Raw genomic sequence first — 25480 nt, forward strand, 5'->3', positions numbered from 1 at the left:
TAGTAACTGAAGAATTTAAAGTCCCCCAGTTGTATAATGAGCATAAAGATATGAGTTTCAATCATCATCCTCAAAAATTCATAGATAGCTTTGGTAGACATATAGAAGACCTGCGAGTGTCCGTTATAGATAAATGCAACTTCAGGTGTACTTATTGCATGCCAGCAGAGGGTTTGCCATGGTTGAAGAAATCTGAGCTACTGACCTTCGATGAGATAGAGCGCCTTGTAAGAATATCTGTAGAAAGAGGAATTAAGTCTGTACGTGTCACAGGTGGCGAGCCTACGGTGAGGGCTGGTCTACCGGAGCTTATACATCGCTTGGTCAACATCCCAGGCCTAGAAGATGTATCTTTGACAACGAACGGCTTCCTTCTTAGAAAGATGGCGAAAGACCTGGCAGAAGCAGGTCTCACCCGCATAAATGTAAGTCTGGACACTCTGGTGAGGGAGAAGTTTCAGCACATAACAAGAAGAGACCACCTTTCTGAGGTGTTGGCAGGACTGGAAGAACTCGAGAAATATCCTACTATAAGGCCAATCAAGATCAACACAGTAGCTATAAGAGGATTCACAGAGCCAGAAGTACTCGATTTCGCTCGACTTGCCAGAAGAAAGCCTTATGTAGTCCGATTTATTGAGTTTATGCCTTTGGATGCGGATCAAACCTGGTCCCCGGACAAGATCCTGACCGGCAGAGAGATATTTGAGATGATTAATGCCGTATATCCCTTAGTTCCAGTTGACACGGACCCCTCCTCTACCAGCAGGGTATACAGGTTCGCTGATGGTAAAGGAGAGATAGGATTTATAAATCCAGTCTCTGAGCCTTTTTGCTCCACATGTAACAGAATTAGGATAACTGCAGATGGTCAACTGAGGACTTGTCTGTTTTCTACTTGGGAGACGGATCTACGCACTCCACTAAGATCAGGTATGTCGGATGACCAGATAGGGGAAATAATGCTGCAAGCTATCAAGAAGAAGGAAATGAAGCATAAGATAAATGAGCCAGGCTTCGTGAGGGCTAACAGGACTATGAGCCAAATAGGTGGTTAGTATATAGCCTTTAAGTAAGACTTATATCTCAGTAGCAGTTTGTGAATTACCTCTGATAATCCCTCAGTAGTTTGAATGCCGTTGAGATCCTCTAATCCATACCATCCAACATCTAGTGCATCATCCCTCGCAATTGGTTCTCCACCCACCCACAGTGCTAGAAAGTCGACGATAACGTAATGATAGGATATCTCACCATCCGGAGTGTGATAAATACGCTCAACTACTTCGTATAGATCTAGAGGAATGCAGTCAATAGAGCATTCCTCTCTAATTTCCCTCCTAACAGCGTCCTGTAGCTTTTCACCCAACTTGACTTTGCCCCCGGGCACGCTCCATAGACCCTGGTTAGGAGGATTACCTCTACGAATCAAAAGTATCCGGTCGTCCTTAAGCACGATAGCCCCTATAGCTACGATGGGGCTTCTCGATTCCATATGCTGCATAGAGCACTATCGCCTGCTAGTTAACAATTCATCAGGTAGATCTATCTTCTTGCTTCTAGGTAGAGGAAAGCGAGACTTCTTCTGATTTTGGCGCTCGTCTCTGAAGGTACTCCAGTCAACTATCCTCTCAGTAAACAGGATACCATCAAGGTGGTCCACCTCATGTTGGATACATTGGCTAAGAAGTTGTTCTTCAGCTAGAAGCTTATGTTCCTTGCCGCTCAGGTCTCTGTAACGTACCTCCACCCATGGGGCTCTAGGAACTTCAGCATATCTACCAGGGAGACTAAGGCAACCCTCCTGCATAGGAATCCTATCATGAGATACCTTTGTAATCTCAGGATTTATCATTACATACAACTTAGGCGGAGATACCTCAATCTGGTTACCATCTTCATCTTGCTCGTATTTCCCTGGCATCTCCATCACTACGACCCTACGTAGATCCCCGACTTGAACTGCAGAAAGTCCCACCCCGTCGGCCTCGCGCATCGTCTCGATCATGTCCTCAATAAGCTTCCTCAGTTCGCTATCAAATTTAGTCACAGGCGAGGACCTCTTCCGAAGAATGCTTAGATCATCTGGATTTTCCATTTGTAATATTCTTCGTACAGCCATTGGTACACACTCCTTACACGACAATTCTATCACTTGTCAGATATGAGTATCACTCTAGCAGGTGCACCATCTGCCCCAGATAGCTTTAATGGTAGGCACACCAGGTTATATTCCCCTGGAGAAATATCACGTAAATCCAAGTTTTCGATAATAACTATACCGTTCCCTAATAGCAGCCTATGTATTGGATTTTCCTGACTTGTAGGTGGCTCTACAGACATATAATCCATGCCAACTAGTTGAACTCCCTTTCTAACTAGTAATTCGGCCGCCTCCGGTTCAAGGCACACATACTCGTTGACAAAATCATGAGTTGGATTTTCCCATAAGGTAGAATTGGTGGTTTTGAACAAAACTCGTGTTATATGAGAAGGTAATTCTGGTATATCACCTGCAGATATATGACCACTACCTATCTTCTCTATTACAAGGCACGGACCGCACAGTATGCTTAACGGCACACGATCAATGCTTCTAGCCTTGGCAAAAAATGCAGGGGTGCGTCCACATGAGTGCCCGTATGAGTTACCATTCTTATTAGGCTGACATTCGCCTTATCTCCAGCATCTATACTAGAAGTGCGTTTGATGGTCGGCCCCTCTTCGCCAGGCCATACTGGGAGACCTTCTTGTATAGGCACAGTAACATCATAGATTGTCATAGCGCCTCCAAACATGCCGAAAGTGCTGCATGATACCTAGAATAGTACTAGTTGTACGTAAGTGTATAATAGGTCCGCAGGTTGTTAATCACAACACCCATCCGCCAAGAGAGGAGGATTTTATCTTACTGTATGAAACTTTATGACACACTCACAAATCAGATCAAACCCTTAGCTGGCGAAGATGGTAGGGTATCCGTCTACGTCTGTGGTATTACACCATATGACACTACTCATTTAGGACATGCATTTCTGTATATAACTTTTGATGTATTGATAAGATACCTGGAATCTACGGGATACCAAGTCATCTATACCCAAAACGTAACAGACATAGATGACGATATACTAAGGAAAGCTAAAGAACTCAATATGTTCTATCTTGACCTCGCAGAAAGAGAAACTAACAGATTTCTCTCTGATCTTAGGGCTTTGAATGTTAGGATGCCTGATCACTATCCTCACGCTACTCAAGAAATAGACGGTATGGTGGAAATAATTTCAAAGCTAATAGATAGAGGGCATGCCTACGTCAGGAATGGCAACGTATACTTCGACATAGACACGTATGAAGGCTTTGGCCAGCTGAGTAAGCTGAGCCGAGAAGAAATGATAGCTATAGCTCGCGAAAGGGGCGGAAATCCAGATGATCCTCTACGAGATGATCCTCTAGACTTTTTACTCTGGCAAAGGAGCGCGGAAGATGAGCCTGCCTGGGACAGCCCATGGAGCAAGGGGAGGCCAGGATGGCACATCGAGTGTTCAACTATGTCCCTAAAGTATTTGGGAGCTTCTCTAACTATTCATGGAGGTGGGGCTGACCTCATATTTCCTCATCATGAATGTGAGAGAGCACAATCCGAATGCTACACTGGAATCTCACCTTTTGTAAAGCACTGGGTACATGTAGGCATGCTGAGATATCAAGGTGAAAAGATGAGCAAGAGCCTAGGAAATCTAGTGCTCGTAGATAAGCTTTTACAGAACTATTCTCCAGATGCTGTGAGGTTAGTACTAATATCTCACCATTATCAAGAAAGCTGGGAATACCAGGACAGCATGATTGAAGAAGCGGAAAAGCTGGCACAAAAGATCAGGATAGCCGCAAGCCGAGCACCAGCAGACAATACAGAGCTTCACGATACATATGAGTTTGAACTTTTCAGGCAAGCAATGGAAGATAACTTGAACACTCCCAAGGCAGTAGAGCTCCTAAGAAGTCTATCGGAAGAGATCATTCAGAACGATGATACTAACAAAGCATGTGTACTTAGGCAAATAGCCACAACCTTGGGGCTCACCCTGCGTTAGCTGCATTAAATAAAAAGCTGGTCGGAACCTAGCGAAAGTTACATGTTTTCTAAGGCTCCGACCAGCTTGTTTACAACAGCCTTCTGAGAATTAACCCAACAACCAAAGCTATCAACAGTCCCCCTGTGGCTACAACGGGCATGACCGGTAACCCAGACCCTGAAGATACTGTAGACGATGCCTGATCCGAATCACTATCGCTTGATGGAGGCGTTGGGGTTATCTTAGAGAAATTACCATCCTGAGCCTCGATACCTGTATCAGAGCTGTTTCCACTTGACTTGCCATCGTTAGATATAATCTGTGTAGGTTCAGGCGAAGGCTTAGGACTCTCAGCGCTATTATTATCGGCAACCTCCTTATCCTTACTTGGTCCTTCGTCCGATGAAGAAGGATTTCCAGCAATATTCTTTGAGCCGGAGGACTTGCCAACGTCGGTCAACCTGATTATAGATCCATGGCTACCCACAGCCCAAACAGTACCACTAGGTAAAGCATCCAGCTCATAGAACTTTTCATTCAGTGGTAGCTTTACCTTGTACCAGGATCTACCATCCCAATGCAAAGCTACTCCCTTCTCGTCACCTACAGCCCAACCGTTATTGGAGCTAAGCATAACTACATCACTAAGTCTGTCTTTGGTAGGACTCGAAACTTGCTTCCACTCGTGTCCATCCCAGTGGATTATTGCTCCGCCAGAACCCACTGCCCACGCATCATCATCGCTTAGAGTGTCGACTCCATAAAACAACTCCTTTATGGGCACATCAACTGCTTTCCAATCCCCATTGACAAAACGTGCCACCATAGGGATTGTCTCTTTTGTAACAGTATCCCATCCGCCTCCAACTGCCCAACCGATACCATCTGGAAGAATAGACACCGCCCTCAAAGTCTTCATGATATCTGGTTCTACATCTACCTTCCATCCACGGCCATTCCAATGGAAAATCTCCCCACCACCTCCGACCATCCATGCATTATCTGGAGAGATTATGTCCACATCGCTCATGTAGGGCACCCTGGGAATTGGTCTATCTACCCTGGTCCATTTAGTGCCGTCGTAATGGAAACCACCCATATAGTTTTGACCTACTGCCCACCCTTCATTGGGACTGTACATGTAGATGCTGTGTATCCAATAAGGTATGGTCTGTTCTAATGTCCATTTATTACCATCCCACTTCCATATATGGCTTCTCCAGCCGTACTTGTTAGTGCGAGGATTATAATAAGCATCTCCTGACACAGCCCAACCTAGATCATCTGATAGCATATCTATCGCGTAGAACTGCTCATTGGTAGGACTTTCCACAATTTCCCAGGTTTTATTATTGACCACAGTCACTTTAGCCGGTTCGGGTGGTTTTATATCCTTGAAAGCCTCGGAAGCATCATCTACTATCCAGACCCTAGTCTTACCAGGTATTACGTAATTCTTATAAAGATCCTGAATATCGTTAGGTGGCCCTGCAATACAACCATGAGTACTCTCCCCTCCAGGGACACCAAATCGCCATATCTTTAGCGTATAACCCTTATAGGTGTGTATACCTATACCGCCTCTATTGGGTATGGCTAACCTCATGAAATACGGGGTGAGCACAACATCCCCTGTATCGGAGAAATCATAACCACCCTGATTAGGTCTGTTAGATTTTTCTATAACCTTGAAATATCCACTAGGTGTTTCTAGACCCTTCTGGGTCCAAAGAGCGCCAGTGGTGACGGGAATTTCTTTTATGACATCTGACCAAAGCGGAGAATCAGGATTGCCTCTGGCTAAGTATAGCCTTTGCCTATTCTTGACTATTACCAGGTAATACTCTGTATCTGAAGCTTGGGAGCCGTTTATATGAGAAAGAATTAGTCCTGTAGATATAAGAAAAGCAAGAATTACCCTAATAGTCCGAATAAACATCATCCCCCCTAAAAACACTAACCTAACACCACATTCACATCACAGTTAGACAGTGTATCAGACTTGTAGGTCGATTATCATGAGCTAAGTGATATAAGGGCCACTCAACAACTAGAAGATGCATTTAGCTTACGCGCGATCCATGATTTCAGATCACTTACTTCTTCGTTTGATACATAGTGAGCTATGGGATACTCTTTGTAGGTAACATCTGCACCATGCTCTTTAAGCACTATTGAGGCTTGTCTTCCAAAATCTACAGGAATGACATCGTCGTACAGACCATGAGCAACAAAGAAATGCTTGTTAGCTAGAGAAGAATCCCCGTTATCATCTCTGGGTGTAACCACGTAACCACTTAGCATAATTGCTCCTGCAGCAACGCCTGGGTCCTGAAGTAGAATAGACCCAGCCATAACGGCTCCTTGACTAAACCCAAGCAAGTAGATCTTGCTTGGGTCTATGGGATACGATTGAGGTAATTTAGTTAGGAACTCCCTGAGCAGCTCTATAGATCTCTTGAATGTCGTCTTTTCAGGAGTGCCAACACTTATGAATTCATACCAATGATAGCCAAAGCCAAGTTCAAACGGAGCCCTAACAGAAATATAAAATAGATCTTCTCCCAGTTCATGTGCCAGGCCTATTAGATCTTCATCATTACTACCTCTACCGTGAAGCATAACAATACAGGGATTTGAACCCGAAGTACGTGTATCCGGTCTTATTGCTAGATGGTGTAAAGCGAGGCTCGCAGCTTCAGAAGGCTGACTCATACTTATACTCCTTAGTGTTTTACGCTGATATGAGAATCAACACGCGGTTTACTAGGCGATGGATCTTCTTCATACCTTTGAGACTTGCGAGAATAGAACCTTGGGATATTGCCCCTAGAAATTGCGATGAGCACTACGAAAACTATGACAGCGAATGGGAATAGTTTAGATATATGAGGTATATCCTCTAGCAGATCATGTACTATAGGATCCTCTATAATCATCTGGCCAGCAGTATAAGCAAGAATAACTGCCCCAAGCCACACTAGCCATGGGAATCTGTCTACCAGCAGAGCAACCAAGCTGGCTCCAGTCATAAGTATGGGAATGCTCAGCGCAAGTCCAAAGACCAATAGCCCGATATGACCATGAGATACTCCACCTACCGCTAGTATGTTGTCCAGGCTCATTATCAGATCGGCCAAGATAATGATTCTCATAGCATCCAAGATTCCTCGGGCTGCCTCCACTTCGCCGACACCATCGGACTCAGGAGACAAGAGGTTAAAAGCTATCCATATAAGGACGGTACCACCTATAGCCATTAGGAGACGAATATTGAGCAACACTGCGGCCAAGGCAGTAAAGGTCATCCTAAGTACTATGGCAGCAGCTCCCCCAAGGACTATAGCCCTTCTTCTTTGCTTACCATGGAGCTTTCGGGCAGCCATTCCGATGACAACTGCATTATCTCCACTCAAAACCAAATCGATAACAACTATACCTAGTACCCTTCCTAACAGCTCAAGTAAATCCATTTATTACAACTCCAGATGTAACAGATCACAACCTATTGTAATCCCCCAACACATAGAAGAACCATAACTCAGTTATGCAATAACCTCATACTTGGTATACTATAAGTTCATCTCGTACATCTAACTTAGTCCCTAACTCAGCAGACAGCTCCAACATCCTGCGGATTATCTGTTGACACTCTTGGCCCCTCGCCCTTTGCACACGTGCAAAAGAAAGCTTAACTGGATAAAGGGTCAGGGATGAAAAGCTATGGTCTTCAAACGAGCATTCAAATACAAAAGACCAATCATTGTGTAGGACAGGATCAACAGCATAATCGTCAATAAAATCTCCTGTATCGTAGAGTATCAGCTTATGTTGATATATCTCTATGCCTTGAAATATGTGAGCACTATGGCCGTAGAAAACATCAGCGCCTAATTCGATGACTCGGTGAGCAAACTGCCTAAATAGAGGTGAGGGACGCAATCTCATGTTGGGTCCCCAGTGATCTGAGAATATCACCACATCAGCTCCCAGATCTCGTGTCCGCTGGATAGCTGTCTCTACCTTAGTTAGAACGGATGGATCCAAAGATACCTCTAGATAGTTTGTCCCGGGTTTATTTTCACCAGCAGCAAACGTAGGTTCGTTATCGGTAAAAGCTACTACACCTACTATGAAGTTATCAGCCTTCACTATACAAGACTTAGAAGCTTCATAAATATCTTTCCCAGCACCTACAGGACAAATACCAGCTTTAAGCAGATACTCTCGCGTGTCAAGTAAGCCCTGTTCACAGAAATCCAGAGTATGGTTGTTAGCTAGAGAACATATATCTATGTGAGCAGTCTTAAGGATCTCTACTGCTCTGGGGTCAGCTCTGAAGTGGAATACCTTGGGAGTCTTTGTCCATGGGATATGGTAATCAGTAATAGCACACTCTAGATTGATAATACGCAAGTCTGCCAAACTCAACAGCTCGAGAGTATCACCCCAGTGCTCCTGGGGAGACATGTGCCTGGAAGCTTCATTCACCCCTCTTCCGAGCATTACATCGCCGAGAAAGCAAATCTTCATGCCTGTTTTCTGCCTCCTATTCTCCTACCTATCTTAGGCAGCAAACTTTATTCCCTGAAGCTATTGTTTAGGCTTGGCAAGAAGCGCTCACTTGTAGTAAATTGTAGATATGCATCCAATACAAATAATCTTAATCATACTCACCATCATCTCGATCGGGTTGCTCCTGGCCAGTGTTATTGGATTAAGATTTGTGGACAGGTCCCTGCGCGCCTACCTATATTGGGCAGGCATATCGGCTTTGATGGGCCTTATAGCACCTATAGCCGCCATTATAAGGGGGCTAGGCTTTGTGCCCATGATGGACGATGGAAACTTTATTCCATTTGTCTACTTTACAGGGCTATTTTTCCTGCCTGCATCGTTTGTGCTCCTAATTATGGCTTGGCATGAGAACAATAGCCTAAGAAAACCGCAGGAAATACCTGGGTTTAGAACGAGACCAATCACTGGTGAGGATAGACACTACGGTCGAGAGATTCGTCCTGGGTCCTAATAAATTAGGACTTATCTCCCTTGAGAGTTTTCTCTCAAGGGAGATATCTTTAGACTGCATCGAGCGCGTTAGCAATATCCGTCAATATATCATCTGTGTCTTCTATACCGGCAGATATCCTCACTAACCCCGGAGTTATACCAGCAGCAAGTCTGCTCTCCTCATTCATGGTAAGGTGAGAGCTAGTAGCAGGATGAAGAACTAGGGTGAAGACATCACCAAGGCTAGTTGCAGGTAGACATATCTTCAAGGCACGCATAAATCTATAAGCAGACTCAACTGTATCGTCTTTGAGTCTGAAGGATAGCATAGCTCCGTATGTTCCATGGAACATGTCAGAAGCAAGATCATGCTGTGGGTGAGACTCGAGGCCGGGATAATTTACTGTAGATACTGCTGGATGATCCTTTAGAAGCCGGCTTATAGCCTGAGCATTCTCACACTGTTTAGCAAATCTTAGCCCTAGCGTCCTCATGCCTCGCAGAGTAAGCCAAGCCTCAAAAGGACCCATTACGCCCCCACTATAGATGGCTACAGATTGCATCCGGCCACACACGTCCCAAGCCCCCGCAGCACATCCTCCGACCACATCCCCATGGCCACTAATATACTTGGTAGTAGAGTTCAGAGATATATCTGCTCCCAGCTCAAGAGGTCTGACCATAAGGGGAGTGCAGAAAGTATTATCCACAACGAGAAAAGCTCTTACAGCATGAGCTATATCCGCTAGAGCCCTGATATCCACTATTCGCAACAAAGGATTAGATACTGTTTCACAGAACACTACTAGCGGCTTCTGAGAGGTAATCACGCGCTCAGCGTTCTCTATATCGGTCAGATCTGTGTAAATTACCTCGACTCCTAAAGGTCTAATAACCTCATTCAGCAGGGAAACAGTAACGCCGTACAGGTCCTTACTGGCAACAATCTTAGTCCCAGGAGATACGCCAAGTGCAATCAGCGAAGCATGGATAGCCGCCATACCACTAGCAAAGACTACAGCATCTGTAGCTGCCTCTATATCAGCTATAGCTTTTCTTAGTTCAGATATCGTAGGGTTACCATTACGGCTGTATACGTATCCTTCTTTCTCACCAAGCAGAATGGCCTTAAGATCTGCTGGATCTTCAGAAACATAGGTAACGCTAGAATAGATAGGAGGAACTACGGGCTTTACGTCTCCTACTCGTGAGCTGCACGTGCTCGAGTGAACAAGCCGGGTATTGAATCCTAGAGGTTTACCATCAGATCTGCTTACCATGATAGATCCACCTCGTGGGCATGTTCCAAAAACTTAGCCAGAAGATCAACCGTAGCTTCTAGATCAGATATCCTGGCAGATTCGTTAACAGTATGTATATATCTTACTGGTATGGAAAGCGTTATTACCGGCACCCCTGCACGCGCTTGCTGGATGGCCCCGGCATCTGTGCCTCCCCTAGGCAAAATTTCCATTTGATATGGAATATTGTACTTCTCCGCTACAGATCTAAACTGTGAAACTAGTCTAGGATCAGAAATCGAATCAGCATCCATTATGCTGATAGCAGCTCCTTTGCCTAAAGATGTAACCTGCTGAGTTTTATCCATCCCGGGTATATCGCCCGCAATAGTTACATCAATAGCAACACCTATGCTTGGATTTATACCATAAGCACTAGTACGGGCTCCCCGGAGACCCACCTCTTCCTGTACCGATGCCACAGCATACACCTTGACCTTGGGAGAGGCTCTCTTGAGAGCCTCTAGCATTATGTAAACCCCAATGCGGTCATCTAGGTATGCACTAGCAAATGACCACTCATTGACGAGCACTTCTCGACAAAGTGAAATAGGATCGCCTACCTGCACATTCTCTTTGACTTTGTCAGGCGGCATCATGAGATCTATAAAGAGCTCTTCTATTTTTATAGCTTTGTCTCGATCCTCTGGCCTACTGAGATGTATAGGTTTAGAAGAAGGGGATACCAACCCGGGGTAATCGTTCTTCCCATGGACTATTACCCTCTGCATCACCAGGGTCCTAGGGTCGAAACCTCCAACTGGTACAAAGCGTATAAAGCCATCATCATCGATGTGGCTGACGAGAAATCCTATGGTATCCATGTGTGCTGAAAGCATTACACTAGGTTCTTCTCCATGCTTCACCCCTATAACATTACCCATAGCGTCGACGCTAACCTCGTCGACGAGAGAAGAGAGTTGATCTATGACATACTTTCTTATTTTTTCCTCTCTACCGGATACACCAGGAGTGGTAAGCAGACCGCGCAAAAGAGACTCGTTCATCAAAAACCTCCAACTTAAGATGTATAGACTTCCTCTCCACCTACGTAGGTAGCGAGTACCTTCGTCTCCGGCAAAGCTTCGGGATCACAATGTAAAGGATCACATGACACTACTGCAAAATCTGCAAGCATGCCAACGTCAATGACACCCTTTATAGATTCCTCCCCAGAAGCATAAGCGGCACCGAATGTATAGGCGCGCAGTGCATCATAAACTGATATCCTTTCCTCAGGATACCATCCATTTGGAGCGTACTCATGCCTGCGCCTTGTAACAGCCGCATATATTCCGACAAAAGGATCTAGGGTTTCTACAGGGCAATCTGAGCCAAAGGCCAAGCTTGTTCCCTGGGCTAACAGACTTTTCCAAGCGTAGGAAAACTTCCCCCTATCACCAAGCAGCTTGTCTACAGCCATCATATCAGAGATACAATGAATGGGTTGCATCGAGGCTATTATCCCTAGCTGTGCGAGTCTAGGAAGGTCATTAGGATGGAGGTGCTGTACATGCTCTATCCTGTTTCTGAAGCCTCTGAAATTCGTGTCAATTCCAAAGTTGTATTCGAATGCATCTAGGACGTTCCGATTAGCCCTATCTCCAATGGCATGTATAGCACAAGCGATACCGTTATTGTTGGCCTTATATATACCTTCCTTCAATTCCTCAAGACTCATTACCTCTATTCCAGTGTTACTAGGATCATCTAAATAGGGCTCGAGCATTGCAGCAGTACGAGAACCTAAAGCACCATCGGAGAAGAATTTAACGGGCCCTATCCTGAACCATTCATCACCATGCCCGGTCTTGAGGCCTTGCTCTATAGCAGTTTCCAGATAGTAAGCTGGTATAGTTTTATATACTCTAAACCCAATCTTCCTGTTGGAGGATAGCTGTTTATAAGCCTCTATAGCATCTACACCATCAAAATCATGTATGGAAGTGATACCTCTGGAGAGCAGCTTATAAGAGGCTTTCGCTATAAGCTCAGGCAGCTCCTGAGAGTAATCCGGTAGAAGATGATCTATCAGGTCTTGAGCATTCTCTAAAAGCCAACCAGTAGGTTCTCCTGATTCATCTCTAGCTATTTCACCTCCTGGAGGCGCAGAAGTATCTCTAGAGATTCCCGCACGCTCTAACACAAGAGTATTGACCCATACAGAGTGGAAATCCCTGCTAAAGAGTGCCACTAAGTGGTCAGGGGCTATGTTATCAAGATCTCGCCTAGAGGGTGGTCTATTAGCATCTTGCCAATTATTCATCGTCCAACCACTTCCAAGTAACCAAGAACCCGCTGGGAGAGCTGAAGCTCTCTGTGCTACCTTCTGTAGAGTGTCTTGCAGCGAATTAACTTCAGAAAGATCAAGCCAATCCTGTTTTTTCGAGAACTCAGCAAAATGGATGTGACTATCCGTCAATCCAGGTATTACGCAGTATCCAAATAGATCGATACTCTGGAAACCAGTACCAAGTACGCTCTCACAATCACCTCGAGAGCCCAGAGCGACTATTCTGCCATCCTGAACCGCAATAGCTTCGACAACCTCCTCTTGGGACCTGAGCGTTAGAAAGCGAGCGTTGTAGAAGATCTTTTTACTCATACACAATACCTCAGATTAAATCACCTAGGCATTCTATATCCCCGTTTATCGCAGTGTAAAGCAATCAATGTCTGAGATATTTAGGTAAAATTATGAACAGCAAACGTCATGCAAGTTTTGTAACCTTATAATTCATGCTTACCATTGTTATACATAAAACTTGACAAAAATTCTTAGATTTAGTAGGATGAAGTATGAGAAAGGATAGCAACCAGAACTATCATGAAGACAGAAAGTTCCCAAAGTATTCAATAAGTGTAGTTTCCATCATGACAGGAGTACCTACTCATACATTGAGGCAATACGAGGAATACGGGTTGATTAGTCCTGCTAGGACCGAAGGACAGACAAGAAGGTACTCCGACGAAGACGTAGAGTTAATTATAGAGATAGCCCGGCTAGCTAAGAAGGGCATCAATTACGCTGGTATTAGGGAAGTCTTGAGACTACGGAGATCCTGGCATTCAATGCGTGAATGGTCAGGAGAGGAAGAGCAAGAATGAACTATAGAGGTGATCAACATGAACGCAGAGCGTTGGACCGAAAAAGCTAGAGAGGCAATTATTCAAGCTCAAAGAGAGGCTGAAAACAGGAGCCATAGTCAAATACAGCCTGAGCACCTGCTTTATGCTCTGCTTACTCAGGAAAACGGCATCGTACCGGCGGTTGTTAGGTCTGCTGGATCTTCACCTGAAGACTTAGTGCGGGGACTAGAGGCTGAGCTTAGTAGACTACCAAGAGTAAGTGGCACGGGTGTACAGGTTTACCTTTCGCCTGCACTATCAAGAATCATCTCTAATGCTGAGCGAGAAGCTCAACAGATGCAGGACGAATATCTGAGCACAGAGCACCTATTACTGGCTCTGTGTGAAGACATGGGCACCGCTGGGAGAATACTAAGAAGCAGGGGCCTTGACAGGAATACCGTGTTGCAAGCGTTGTCTAAGGTAAGGGGTAACCAGAAGGTCACAGATCCTAACCCCGAGGAGAAATACCAGGCTCTTGAGAAGTACGGACGTGACCTCACAGCTTTGGCTGAGCAAGGCAAGCTAGACCCAGTGATAGGTCGAGACGAAGAGATTCGGCGCGTTATTCAGGTGCTATCCAGACGCACGAAAAACAACCCAGTACTTATAGGCGAGCCTGGGGTAGGCAAGACAGCCATAGTCGAGGGATTAGCCCAGAGAATAGTACGTGGAGATGTACCAGAGAGTCTCAAAAACTGCCGAATAATCCAGCTTGATCTAGCTGGCATGGTGGCAGGCACAAAGTTCCGTGGTGAGTTTGAGGAAAGACTGAAGGCCGTGCTCAAAGAGGTAACCAGCAGCGAAGGCAAGATCATCCTGTTTATAGATGAGCTTCATACTGTAGTGGGTGCAGGCGCTGCAGAAGGCGCAATAGATGCAGGGAACATACTTAAGCCTATGCTAGCTAGAGGTGAGATCAGAGTTATAGGTGCCACTACTCTGGATGAGTACCGCAAGTATATAGAGAAGGACGCTGCCCTGGAGAGAAGGTTCCAGCCCGTTTACGTTAGCGAACCTTCTGTAGAAGATACCATCAGCATACTGCGAGGTCTAAGAGAGAGGTACGAAGTCCATCACGGCGTGAGAATCAGAGACAGCGCTTTAGTGGCAGCTGCGGTACTCTCTCATAGATACATATCGGATCGTTTTCTACCAGACAAAGCTATAGACCTGGTGGATGAAGCAGCGTCTAAGATAAGGATGGAGATAGACTCCATGCCAGTGGAGCTCGACGAGCTTGAGCGTCGGATCTTGCAGCTAGAGATAGAGCGCGAGGCTCTCAAGAAGGAGACGGATGAAGCTTCTAAGGAGAGACTAGCTAACCTTGAGAAGGAACTGGCTGATCTCAAGGAAAAGAGAGAAGCCCTGCGTATGCAGTGGGAAAGAGAGAAGTCCCTGCTACAGGAAATAAACTCTGTAAAGGAGAGTATAGATAGGGTCAAGCATGAGATCGAGCAGGCAGAGAGGAGTTACGACTACAACCGGGCTGCTCAACTCAAGTACTCTGACCTGACTAATCTGGAGAGGAGGCTCAAAGAGCTAGAGGAGCGACTTGCAAGGACCTCCGAAAACCGAATGGTACAAGAGGAGGTGACTGAAGAGGATATAGCAGAAGTAGTTAGCCGCTGGACAGGCATACCTGTTAGCAAGTTACTATCTGGCGAGGTGGAGAAACTTATCCACATGGAAGAATATCTGAGACAGAGAGTTGTCGGTCAGGATGAGGCTATATCTGCGGTGGCTAACGCCATAAGAGCCGCGAGAGCTGGGTTGCAGGATCCTAATCGCCCTATAGGGTCCTTCCTGTTCTTGGGTCCAACAGGAGTAGGTAAGACCGAAACTGCCAGAGCTCTAGCCGAGTTTCTATTCGACGATGAGCGGGCTATGGTCAGAATAGACATGAGCGAGTATACCGAAAAGCATTCTGTATCCAGGCTCATAGGAGCTCCTCCTGGATACGTTGGATATGAAGAGGCTGGGCAGTTGACCGAAGCAGTGAGAAGAAGGCCTTACAGCGTGATACTATTCGATGAAGTAGAGAAAGCTCACCCTGAAGTCCTGAACATACTCCTGCAGGTGCTGGACGATGGTAGGCTCACTGATGGGCAAGGGAGAACTGTAGACTTCAGAAATACCATAATAATCATGACCTCGAACCTTGGTAGTCAATGGATCATGGAACCTGGCCTGAGCTGGGAAGAGGTTAGAAGCAGAGTCATGGATGCAGTGAGAGCACACTTCAGGCCGGAGTTGATCAATAGAATAGATGAGATAGTGATATTCAAGCCTCTAGGGGTTGAGCAGATCGAGCAGATAGTAGAGCTGCAGCTAAATAGCCTAAGGGAAAGGCTCAAGGACAGGCACATGACCTTGGAGCTAACGCCAAGTGCTAAGGAGCATCTAGCGCTCGCTGGATACGACCCGGTGTATGGCGCACGTCCCCTAAAGAGGGTTATACAGAAGGAAGTTGTCCAGCCTCTGGCTATGAGGATCTTGCAAGGCGAATTTAGGGATGGAGATACTATCTTAGTAGATTATGTGAATGGACAGATCCAGTTCAGTGCCAAAGCTAGAGAGCCTGAAGCAGCCGAAGTATAGACAAGCATAAAATCTTATATTTTGGGTTGTGCCCGTTACTGCAAATATGTGGTAACGGGCACATATTTTTCTCCCATCCAAGCTCTCACACCATCATCTACTTTACGCAGAAGCAGATAGCTAATTAAGATCATGATCAGTAAGATAGCTACCGCCAATGGTCGCCCAAGTCCCCATGTATCAACTATTAATCCCCAAAGCACTGGTCCAACTATAGCTGAAAAACGACCTGCCATACTGTACAATCCGTAAAGCTGCCCCAGGTAGTCACGCGGCGATAGCCTTATCATCATCGGTCTATCAGAACTCCATGTTCCTCCCAAGGCTATACCTGCTAGGCAACCTATCAACCAAAAGAATTGCGAGCTCAAATGAAGGATAGGAACAGCTATGCCCGAGGCAAGCACTATCATCCAAAGGATCAGGACCATTTCCAGCGTCCTTTTGGGTCCCACACGGTCAACTATTACGCCCCAGAGGATGCCTCCGAATATCGCAGCTATGATGCTAACAAATGCTATCTTCTCAGCATCCGTCCTACTTAGCCCAATCTCCTCAGTCATATAGATAGCCATGACTAATATAAGGGTATTAGCTGCATCTGTATAAAAAACCCTGCCTAAGAGGAATCTGCCAAGTCCTTCACAACGCCTCATAAGCCCCCATGTATTTCTAAGGTTATGCAGTACTTCTGCCGCAGCAGAAGCTGGGGACACTACGAGTGCACGCCTTTCTTTCTCTCTTACAAGAAAAAAACAAGGCAAAGAAAACAATAAGAAGGATAAGGCTATACCCTTGAAGACCAAACTGTATCTATCAGTTGATGTGCTATCGCCTAGTACTAAGCTACCAATTAGTAGACCAACTATAGATCCACAGTATCCTAATCCAACGCCTATGCCTCCGATAAGTCCCCGGTTTTTCTCAGTACTAACATCAGCTAACAAAGCATCGTAGAATATCAACCCTACCTGGTAGAAGTAGTTAGCAATAGCAACTAGTGCTAGAGACAACAGAAGCCCATCACTTCCCAGGAAAAATGTAAATCCTACACATATCAAGGTAGTAATTACGAGAAAGGGTATTCTACGACGGGCTTGATCTGATACAGCACCTAGGATTGGAGCCGTAATGAAGACCAACAAGTAAGAGACAGCCAGAGCGTTAGTAAAAATTTGATCCGAGCCTCCAACAGCCTTGAGCCACAGAGGGAAATAAAAACTGAGTACAGCAAAGCTGAATATGGTATTCGCAAGGTCATAGAGCACCCAACTTGCAGGACTAAGCAGGGGCTTGAACGAGTATGGAACACCTTTTATAAGGTTGGCAAGCATGCATTTTCCTCAACTTTTTAGCCCTATGATCAGCTAAAAGCTACTGAAATGCAACTCTCCTCTTTCTACGTCCAAATAGCCTCCCTCCTATCCATCCTAGGACGAACCCAGCTACTACAGAGACAATCAAGAAAGCAACATAAAGAACTAGACCGTTGGGTATAAACTCTCGTGCTGTTGGATAAACATCATAGTGCAACTTAGAATAGATCCCTGGGAAGAAATTATATGATACTACTAAGAGCAAAAAGCTGACTATGCCAAATACAAGACCGGCCAATGCTCCAGCATTCGCAGCTAGAGCTCCAATACGAGAAGCTAAGGCACCGCATATTATAAGCCCAACTGCGATCACTGCTAATGCAATCTCAGCATAAAGGTAGTAGTTATTGGGATCTACATAGGACACAGCTGTCTGAATTATGAAAAAGATTAGCCCGAAGATAGTACCTATAGGCAAGCTACTAGTATGTCGGGTAACAGGTGTGGCAGAGCGCGTGCGTGCTGACGAACCAGTTTGAGAGCCTCTTAGTATTCTCCTAACTTCGTCGCTCGTGATCTTGATATTCTCTCCTTGAAGGTAAATAGCTATTTGACTGGGAGTCCAACCAGGGTGCTTAGATGCAAGCTCACGAACCCTGGTCTCAACATCGACCCGCTTACTCATGGAAAGCTTTACTCCTGAAGCATCATGTTTCTAGCTAGATCAATCATATATGTACTAACGTGTATCCGCAAATACAACATCGGAGAATCCCAGGCCCGATTGTACTAAAATGCCTAAGGAAACCAATTATCTGATCGATCGGAGAAAAGAGAGTGCAAAAAGAGCTGGAAGTAGCTATCGAGGCAGCTTACAAGGCCGGAAAAGTCCTGAGAAGCATGTTTGAGAAAGGTGTACAGGTTCACTATAAAGGCCGGGTGGATTTAGTAACAACCGCGGATTTTGAATCTGAAAAGACAATCATAGAAACTATACACAAGGCATTTCCTGATCATGGTTTATACGCGGAAGAGAGTGGTATCAAGGAGGGCACTCAGCCTCTCAGGTGGATAATCGACCCCTTAGATGGCACCACAAACTTCGCGCACAACTTTCCTCTGTTCGCAGTATCCATAGCCCTTGAGCATCAGGAAGAGACGATACTCGGAGTGGTTTACAACCCCATATCGGATGAGATGTTCACGGCAGCCAGGGGCGAAGGATCCCTAAAGAACGGCAAACCTATACAGGTCTCAGATACTGAGGATTTGATACATTCCCTTGTGGTCACAGGATTTCCATATGATAGGTCAGAGGTCTCGAGCATAATAGAGCTATGGACTTACTTCACATTGCATGCTCAAGGAGTACGAAGGCTAGGATCTGCCTCGCTAGATCTTTGCTATGTAGCAACAGGGCAGATGGATGCATACTATGAAAGATATGTTTTCCCTTGGGATATAGCCGCAGGAGCTATAATAGTTCAGGAGGCGGGAGGTAAGGTAACTGACTTCTATGGGGGTAAGTTTACTAGCTATAAGAACGAAATAGTTGCCTCGAACGGCAAACTACACGAGGCTATGATAAACATTACCAGTAGGGTCTAGATTGCCAACTTCTAGATTGACAAAGGTTATCGGCGTTGCTATAGTCTGGTGACAAGTAAATATTGAGGATACGGGAGCTCGGGTCAGCCGGGCTGAGAGGGTGGACAATCCCCAGGGAGCTCCACCGACCGTTGGAACCTGAACCGGGTAATGCTGGCGCAGGGAATCACATAGATCTCTTTGGCCGTCGGCTTCTACCCGACGGCTTTTTTGTTTGGGAGTGATGGGACATGTCAACAGAGATTAACATCGCCATTGAAGTAATTGGGATATCCAAAGTATTCGGCGAGGGCGCTACGGCTACAAAAGCTTTGGATAGCGTCGATCTTACAGTATATGACCAAGAATTTGTATCCCTAATAGGTCCTAGTGGCTGTGGCAAGACAACATTACTAAACATCATATCAGGTATGGAAGAGCCAACACAGGGGAAGGTTCTTATCGGTAGTTCCACCCATAGGCTAGGACGTGTTAGTTATATGCCTCAGAAGGACTTGTTATTACCTTGGCGTACTGCTCTCGACAACTCAATACTAGGATTAGAACTCAAGGGTGTCGATAAGAGAACCGCTAGGCGTAGAGCTCAAGAACTATTTCGACTGGCAGGACTAAAAGGTTTTGAGGACGTACTTCCTTCCAAATTATCTGGAGGCATGCGACAGAGAGTAGCCTTTATAAGAACTCTGTGCTGTGAAGGTCGGGCTATGCTGCTGGATGAACCCTTTGCTTCCCTGGATGCACTAACCAGAGTCGAAATGCAGACTTGGCTAATGCGCGTATGGGACGAAATCAAGATACCTACGCTGCTGGTTACACACGATATCGAAGAGGCTATATGGCTTTCCGACCGAGTTGTAGTATTTACTCCAAGACCCGGGCGAATTTTGGAGGTGCTAAATGTACCTTTTGTCCGGCCCCGAACTTTGGACATGAAGCTTAGCGAAGAATTCTTGGCAATAAAGCGGGAAATTATGGAGAGTTTAGGTGAAGGAAGTAAAGTCAAAGCACAAGTCAAATAGTGAATTACTGCTTCCAATACTATTTATAATGCTGATGCTCCTTGTCTGGGAAGTTTACGTTAGAGCCGCAGGAGTCGACCAAACGGTATTGCCATCTCCTTCAAGGATAGTTGCTGCCCTATGGTATGCAAGAAGTGATCTATTGAACAATACTCTCTATACCCTACTAGAAACTGCCATAGGCTTGACCATCTCGATCATAGTAGGCTCGTTCCTAGCCATCCTGATAGATATTTCTAAACTCGTGGATCGAACCTTATATCCAGTGCTCGTAGTGTCTCAAACTATACCTATGGTCGCGCTCGCTCCTTTACTTGTATTATGGTTCGGCTTTGGACTGGCTCCGAAAGTCATAGTCGTAGTGCTGGTGACTTTCTTCCCGATAGTAGTTGCCATGGTAGATGGACTTCGCAGTACCGACCGGGAGCTTATAAAGCTGCTGAAGACCATGGGTGCCAATAGGCTACAAACGCTGACCAAGGTTCAGTTACCTGCCTCGCTACCCTACCTATTTTCCGGGATAAAAGTCGGTGTTACTTACGGAGTAATAGGAGCAATATTTGGAGAATATGTTGGAGCTTATCAAGGATTGGGCATACTCATCCAAACAGCCAAGAACTCTTTCAGAACAGATCTAGTCTTTGCAGCAATATGTGTTACTGCATTGCTTAGTGTAGGTCTATTCTGGCTGACAAATCTAGTCGAGCGCAAACTAATACCATGGCATGCAAAAGCTACTTCGTAGGAGGTTGTATGTTCAGCAAGAGCAAAATATATCTTATCCTAACTATCTTGATGTTACTGATAGTTTCATGCGGTAGCCAGGCTCCTCAAGCAACTCCAAGTGTTGTAAGAGGTACATTCACAACAACACCAATCTCAAGCGAAGGAAGCAACAAGAAATTACAGACCGTAACGCTGGCACTCGATTGGACTCCAAATACAAACCACACAGGCATATATGTGGCCCTGCAGAAGGGATGGTACAGAGAAAAAGGGATAAACCTCAAGATACTCCCTTACTCTGAAACAGATACTAATCAGTTAGTATCTCAGGGTAAGGCGGATTTCGGTATCAGTTTCGAGGAAGGGGTCGTCACCTCCAAAGCAGCAGGATTAGACGTTGTATCTGTCGCTGCTATCATACAACACAACACTTCTGCCTTGGTTACTCTGAAAGAATCCGGTATTAGCAGGCCAAGAATGCTCGATGGTAAAAGATACGCTGGCTTTGGCTCTCCTTTTGAGAAACCAGTTATATCGGAAGTAATAAAGTGCGACGGTGGAAAGGGAGATTTCAAGACAGTAACCACCAACGTATTTGGATATGAAGCTCTAAAGGCCAAGAGAGCAGATTTCGTATGGATATTTATGGGATGGGAAGGTATTCAGGCAAAGAGAGAGGGGCTTAAACTGAACGTATTCTATATTAAGGACTATTGTGTACCCGACTACTACACACCAGTTATAATCACCAGCCGAAAATTCTTAGACAGATCTCACGAATTAGCTAAGAGATTCATGGAGGCTACGGCTAGAGGCTATGAGTATGCTATAAAGCATCCTGATGATTCGGCAAAGATACTGATACAGGCAGCACCCAAGGGTACGTTTCCGGATCCAGGATTGGTTGTAGAGAGTCAGAGGTGGCTGAGTCCTAGATACAAAGCAGAAAAGAAGCACTGGGGTATACAGGATCTGAGCGTATGGACAAATTATCCACGCTTCATGTACAAAACAGGTAATCTGCTAGGTCCTGACAATAAACCCCTCAAGCAGGAGCCTGACTATAAGTCCTATTTCACGAACGAGTTGCTACCTTACGGTAATAGCTAGGATTTCGGATCTAGCTGTAGCTGGGGTTATATAGCTTGCTTACCAGAAACTAGTTTTATGCTATATTGCTGGCAGTATTAGTGCTGTACTAAGTACAGTCTTTTATTCCGCGCTAGGTGCTACTTGTTTACTGGAGGTGAAGTTAATGCCTACCAAGGCACTAGATTTTAACCTTTACGTGATAACGGACCCTGACCTATCAGGTGGTAGAATGCACACGGAGGTAGCAAAGCTCGCTTTAGAGGGTGGGGCTAATGTTATCGAATTTAGAGATAAGAGAGCTACCGTTCGAAGGCAATATGAAGTCGCCAAACAGCTGAGGGAACTTACTAGGCAATATAATGCCTACTTGATAATAAATGACCGACCAGATATAGCCATGGCTGTAGAAGCAGATGGAGTGCACTTGGGACCAGAAGACCTACCTATAGAGGTCGTAAGAAGGCTAGTAGGGGATACCATGCTAATAGCCGCCAGTGCTTACGACCCCCAGGAAGCATTAGAAGCTCAGGAAGCAGGCGCTGACTTTATAGTCGCCAGGCCATTATTCAGGACAAGATGGGCCATCGATAAAGGTCCCTCTATGGGAATAGATGGCCTTCGACGGCTCACGCAGACAGTAAGTATTCCGGTCGTACCTGTCGGAGGTATAAGGGCAGATAATCTAAAAGACGTTATGTCCACTGGCATCTTATGTCCTGGAGTTACAACTGCAATAGTAGGTGCAGATGACCCAAAGAGCGCTGCACAAGAGATAAGAAAACTTGTTGACTCTCTAAGGGTAGCTGCCTCTAGCTAGAGGCAGCTACCCTACCTGTACCTAATTCTCTTTGATCAAGGATCTTAGGACGTATTGCAACACTCCTCCATGCTTGTAGTACTCAAGCTCTTTTGGAGTATCGATTCGCGCTAGGACCTCAAATTCTACTTGGGATCCATCCTCACGCACAGCTACAACCGGTAGCTTAGATCTCGGTTTCTCCATGTGCATTATTCCAGATATATAATAGAGTTCTTTGCCACTCAACCCTAGACGCTGGGCATTTTGTCCATTCAGGAACTGTAGAGGAAGCACGCCCATGCCTATAAGGTTACTTCGGTGTATTCTCTCGAAACTCTCAGCTATCACGGCCTTAACTCCAAGAAGATTCGGCCCCTTAGCTGCCCAATCCCTGGAGCTCCCTGTTCCGTACTCTTTACCGGCTATTACTATCAGAGGCACGCCTTCGTCCTTATATTTCATCGCAGCTTCATAAATGCTTGTTACCTCACCTGAGGGGATATGTATGGTCCAGTTGCCTTCCCTGTCAGGGACCAACATGTTCCGCAGGCGTATGTTGCCAAACGTACCCCTCATCATCACCTCATGATTACCTCTACGAGAACCAAAGCTGTTGAACTGTACAGGGGGTATCCCTTTCTCCATCAAATATTCGCCAGCAGGACTATTCCTGGGGATAGATCCTGCTGGCGAAATGTGGTCAGTAGTGACACTATCGCCAAGTAAGGCAAGGACCCTGGCCCCGCGTATGTCCTGAAGAGGTTCTGGATCAATCGACATACCATCAAAGTAAGGCGGCTCTTGAACATAAGTAGAGTCGGGATCCCAGCTATAAAGTTCCCCTTGAGGCACGGGAAGATTGCGCCAATGATCGTCTCCAGAGAACACGTTTGAGTATATTTTCCGGAAAGAGTCACCACTTACAGACTTTTCAAGTACTTCATTGAGTTCCTCTTGCGTAGGCCATATGTCATGCAGGAATACTGGTTGACCGTTAGGATCATAGGCCACGGGATCTCTGGTAAGGTCCAAATCGACAGTCCCAGCTAGAGCATAAACCACGACTAACGGAGGAGAAGCCAAATATGCAGCTCTAACCAGTGGATTTATCCTACCCTCAAAATTCCTGTTACCACTGAGAACCGCAGCTACCACCAGCTCATTCTCCTGAACCGCCTCGGCAACAGGGCCTAATATAGCACCGCTATTGCCTATACAGGTTGTGCATCCATAACCAACCAGGTGGAAACGTAAAGCCTCGAGGAATGAGAGAAGCCCTGATCGCTCAAGATAATCAGTAACCACTTGAGATCCAGGTGCAAGGCTTGTCTTTACCCAAGGCTTACTAAGCAGCCCGCGCTCTACAGCCTTCTTGGCCACCAACCCTGCGGCGAGCATAACAGATGGATTAGAAGTATTGGTGCAGCTGGTGATAGCGGCTATCACTACCGATCCATCTGAAATTTCCCCATGCTGACCGTCCAATCTCACATCAACTACTCGCTTGGCTTCAAGTGTTGCAGTCCCCAAAGAAGAACTACTGTCAACACCATGAGATTGCTCATTATGGGCACGTATCAGGGATCCAAAGGTATCATAGAAGGATTTTCTTACATCCTGGAGAGCCACTCTGTCCTGGGGTCTCCTAGGTCCGGCCATGCTTGGCTCAACAGTAGACAGATCTAGCTCTATCACATCGCTATAGGTAGCCTCCGCTGAGTCGGAATATCTGAATATTCCCTGAAGCTTGGCATAGCGTTCTACAAGATCAACCAGTTCATCAGATCTGCCTGTCATCCTAAGATATCTAAGTGTCTCGTCGTCTATAGGCCAAATAGCGGCTGTAGCTCCATACTCGGGACACATATTCGAAATCGTAGCTCTATCAGCAACGCTAAGCTTATCCAGGCCAGGACCAAAGAACTCTACAAATTTATCCACTACGCCTCTCTGCCTCAGCATCTGAGTGATGGTCAATACTAGATCGGTGGCTGTAGTACCACTTTTCATCTCGCCGGTTATTCTAAAACCTATAACCTCGGGACAGACTATATACATAGGCTGCCCCAGCTGTACCGCCTCGGCTTCAATACCACCTACGCCCCATCCAAGAACGCTAAGCCCATTAACCATGGTGGTATGAGAATCAGTCCCTACTAAGGTATCTGGATAAGCTATCTGTTTGTCGCCATGTGTAGACACTTGCACTACTTTGGCGAGGTACTCAAGGTTAACCTGATGAACAATACCAGTACCGGGAGGAACAACCCTGAAATTATCAAAAGCTTGTTGAGCCCACCTCAACAATGCATATCTTTCCGCGTTGCGCTGGTACTCTAGCTCAACGTTCTGATAGAAAGACATCCTGGTACCAAAGAAATCCACTTGTACAGAATGATCTATAACAAGATCTGTAGGTACCAAAGGATTGATCTTCTTAGGATCTTTACCCATACGCGCTGCAGCCGACCTCATAGCTGCAAGATCAACCACTACAGGTACCCCAGTAAAGTCTTGTAACAATACCCTAGCAGGCATCCATGGAAATTCATATCCGCCGGCATCTTGAGGAGACCATTTGGCTAAGCGATCTATTTCGCTCTGGCTCTCTCGGGAGGAATTACGTAAAAGGTTTTCAAGAAATAGCTTTATAGTTAAGGGTAATTTATCTATTGATGTATATCCCTGAGATGCTAGCTTCTCTAGGCTATAGTACGAATAAGAAGTCCCCTTAGGCGTCGAAAAGGCATCTAAGGAACCTAGCCCATCATTGCTTGCTCTTTCCATAGCACTGCCTCCAAAT

Annotated in this window: 22 protein-coding genes, 1 pseudogene and 1 riboswitch; of the genes and pseudogenes, 10 read left to right on the plus strand and 13 right to left on the minus strand. The window is 45.7% G+C overall.

Annotation, left to right across the window (positions count from 1 at the left end):
* Positions 1–50 precede the first annotated feature (50 nt).
* Positions 51–1058, plus strand: coding sequence for a GTP 3',8-cyclase MoaA (moaA, locus tag N2245_RS07300; RefSeq protein ID WP_494536075.1), 1008 nt, complete (start codon positions 51–53; stop codon positions 1056–1058).
* Here moaA and N2245_RS07305 read toward each other — a convergent pair.
* The 3 genes and pseudogenes from N2245_RS07305 to N2245_RS07315 all read right to left on the minus strand — a co-directional run bounded on the left by N2245_RS07305 (position 1055) and on the right by N2245_RS07315 (position 2798).
* Complete coding sequence (locus N2245_RS07305) at positions 1055–1504, minus strand: NUDIX hydrolase (protein ID WP_494536076.1); 450 nt, start codon at positions 1502–1504, stop codon at positions 1055–1057. The two genes, moaA and N2245_RS07305, sit on opposite strands and share 4 nt — an antisense overlap.
* A gap of 6 nt (positions 1505–1510) precedes the next feature.
* Positions 1511–2122, minus strand: a complete 612-nt coding sequence (gene def / locus N2245_RS07310) for a peptide deformylase (RefSeq protein ID WP_494536077.1) — start codon at positions 2120–2122, stop codon at positions 1511–1513.
* Between the two features lie 29 nt (positions 2123–2151).
* A pseudogene (locus N2245_RS07315) lies at positions 2152–2798 on the minus strand (cyclase family protein).
* A gap of 117 nt (positions 2799–2915) precedes the next feature.
* Here N2245_RS07315 and cysS point away from each other — a divergent pair.
* Entirely contained in the window at positions 2916–4094 is a 1179-nt protein-coding gene (gene cysS / locus N2245_RS07320; RefSeq protein WP_494536078.1) for a cysteine--tRNA ligase, read from the plus strand.
* A 70-nt stretch (positions 4095–4164) separates the two neighbouring features.
* Here the strand turns inward: cysS and N2245_RS07325 are convergent, their stop codons facing one another.
* From N2245_RS07325 to N2245_RS07340, 4 genes are all read right to left on the minus strand, one after another.
* Positions 4165–6018 carry a L,D-transpeptidase family protein gene (locus tag N2245_RS07325; protein ID WP_494536079.1) on the minus strand — a complete coding sequence of 618 codons (1854 nt, stop codon included), beginning with the start codon at positions 6016–6018 and terminating at the stop codon, positions 4165–4167.
* 101 nt (positions 6019–6119) lie between these two features.
* Positions 6120–6791, minus strand: a complete 672-nt coding sequence (locus tag N2245_RS07330) for an alpha/beta hydrolase (RefSeq protein ID WP_494536080.1) — start codon at positions 6789–6791, stop codon at positions 6120–6122.
* Between the two features lie 11 nt (positions 6792–6802).
* Positions 6803–7549, minus strand: a complete 747-nt coding sequence (locus N2245_RS07335; RefSeq protein ID WP_494536081.1) for a TerC family protein — start codon at positions 7547–7549, stop codon at positions 6803–6805.
* Positions 7550–7634: 85 nt separating this feature from the next.
* Entirely contained in the window at positions 7635–8609 is a 975-nt protein-coding gene (locus N2245_RS07340) for a CapA family protein (protein WP_494536082.1), read from the minus strand.
* Positions 8610–8718: 109 nt separating this feature from the next.
* Between N2245_RS07340 and N2245_RS07345 the strand changes: the two genes are divergently transcribed.
* On the plus strand, positions 8719–9105 hold the full coding sequence (locus tag N2245_RS07345) for a hypothetical protein (protein WP_494536083.1): 387 nt from the start codon (positions 8719–8721) through the stop codon (positions 9103–9105).
* Positions 9106–9154: 49 nt separating this feature from the next.
* On the opposite strand, the gene N2245_RS07350 is transcribed toward N2245_RS07345, so the two are convergent.
* From N2245_RS07350 to N2245_RS07360, 3 genes are read right to left on the minus strand one after another with little or no spacing between them, the layout of a single operon-like run.
* Positions 9155–10366, minus strand: coding sequence for a trans-sulfuration enzyme family protein (locus N2245_RS07350; RefSeq protein ID WP_494536084.1), 1212 nt, complete (start codon positions 10364–10366; stop codon positions 9155–9157).
* On the minus strand, positions 10360–11394 hold the full coding sequence (locus tag N2245_RS07355) for a M42 family metallopeptidase (protein WP_494536085.1): 1035 nt from the start codon (positions 11392–11394) through the stop codon (positions 10360–10362). The genes N2245_RS07350 and N2245_RS07355 overlap by 7 nt, the downstream gene beginning before the upstream one ends.
* Before the next feature lie 14 nt (positions 11395–11408).
* Positions 11409–12992, minus strand: coding sequence for an amidohydrolase (locus tag N2245_RS07360; RefSeq protein WP_494536086.1), 1584 nt, complete (start codon positions 12990–12992; stop codon positions 11409–11411).
* Between the two features lie 194 nt (positions 12993–13186).
* Between N2245_RS07360 and N2245_RS07365 the strand changes: the two genes are divergently transcribed.
* Both N2245_RS07365 and clpB read left to right on the plus strand, forming a co-directional pair.
* Positions 13187–13495, plus strand: coding sequence for a MerR family transcriptional regulator (locus N2245_RS07365; protein WP_494536087.1), 309 nt, complete (start codon positions 13187–13189; stop codon positions 13493–13495).
* Between the two features lie 18 nt (positions 13496–13513).
* The gene (gene clpB, locus N2245_RS07370) at positions 13514–16117 is read left to right on the plus strand and encodes an ATP-dependent chaperone ClpB (RefSeq protein WP_494536088.1); all 2604 of its coding nucleotides are present in this window, start codon (positions 13514–13516) and stop codon (positions 16115–16117) included.
* Positions 16118–16152: 35 nt separating this feature from the next.
* Here clpB and N2245_RS07375 read toward each other — a convergent pair whose 3' ends face one another.
* Positions 16153–17451 carry an MFS transporter gene (locus N2245_RS07375; RefSeq protein ID WP_494536089.1) on the minus strand — a complete coding sequence of 433 codons (1299 nt, stop codon included), beginning with the start codon at positions 17449–17451 and terminating at the stop codon, positions 16153–16155.
* A 40-nt stretch (positions 17452–17491) separates the two neighbouring features.
* Positions 17492–18118 (minus strand): helix-turn-helix domain-containing protein, encoded by a 627-nt coding sequence (locus N2245_RS07380; protein ID WP_494536090.1) that lies wholly within the window; start codon positions 18116–18118, stop codon positions 17492–17494.
* 152 nt (positions 18119–18270) lie between these two features.
* On the opposite strand from N2245_RS07380, the gene N2245_RS07385 reads away from it, so the two are divergent.
* The 5 genes from N2245_RS07385 to thiE all read left to right on the plus strand — a co-directional run bounded on the left by N2245_RS07385 (position 18271) and on the right by thiE (position 22695).
* On the plus strand, positions 18271–19041 hold the full coding sequence (locus tag N2245_RS07385) for an inositol monophosphatase family protein (RefSeq protein ID WP_494536091.1): 771 nt from the start codon (positions 18271–18273) through the stop codon (positions 19039–19041).
* A gap of 60 nt (positions 19042–19101) precedes the next feature.
* A riboswitch (TPP riboswitch) is annotated at positions 19102–19223 on the plus strand.
* A 48-nt stretch (positions 19224–19271) separates the two neighbouring features.
* Positions 19272–20060 (plus strand): ABC transporter ATP-binding protein, encoded by a 789-nt coding sequence (locus N2245_RS07390; protein ID WP_494536092.1) that lies wholly within the window; start codon positions 19272–19274, stop codon positions 20058–20060.
* A complete protein-coding gene (locus N2245_RS07395) occupies positions 20026–20805 on the plus strand; it encodes an ABC transporter permease (RefSeq protein WP_494536093.1) in 780 nt (259 codons plus the stop codon). The genes N2245_RS07390 and N2245_RS07395 overlap by 35 nt, the downstream gene beginning before the upstream one ends.
* Positions 20806–20813: 8 nt before the next feature.
* Positions 20814–21896 (plus strand): ABC transporter substrate-binding protein, encoded by a 1083-nt coding sequence (locus N2245_RS07400; RefSeq protein WP_494536094.1) that lies wholly within the window; start codon positions 20814–20816, stop codon positions 21894–21896.
* A gap of 145 nt (positions 21897–22041) precedes the next feature.
* Positions 22042–22695, plus strand: coding sequence for a thiamine phosphate synthase (thiE, locus tag N2245_RS07405; RefSeq protein ID WP_494536095.1), 654 nt, complete (start codon positions 22042–22044; stop codon positions 22693–22695).
* A gap of 21 nt (positions 22696–22716) precedes the next feature.
* On the opposite strand, the gene acnA is transcribed toward thiE, so the two are convergent.
* A complete protein-coding gene (gene acnA / locus N2245_RS07410) occupies positions 22717–25464 on the minus strand; it encodes an aconitate hydratase AcnA (protein ID WP_494536096.1) in 2748 nt (915 codons plus the stop codon).
* Positions 25465–25480: the final 16 nt, after the last annotated feature.

The organism is Thermobaculum sp. T2p (genome assembly GCF_059335935.1).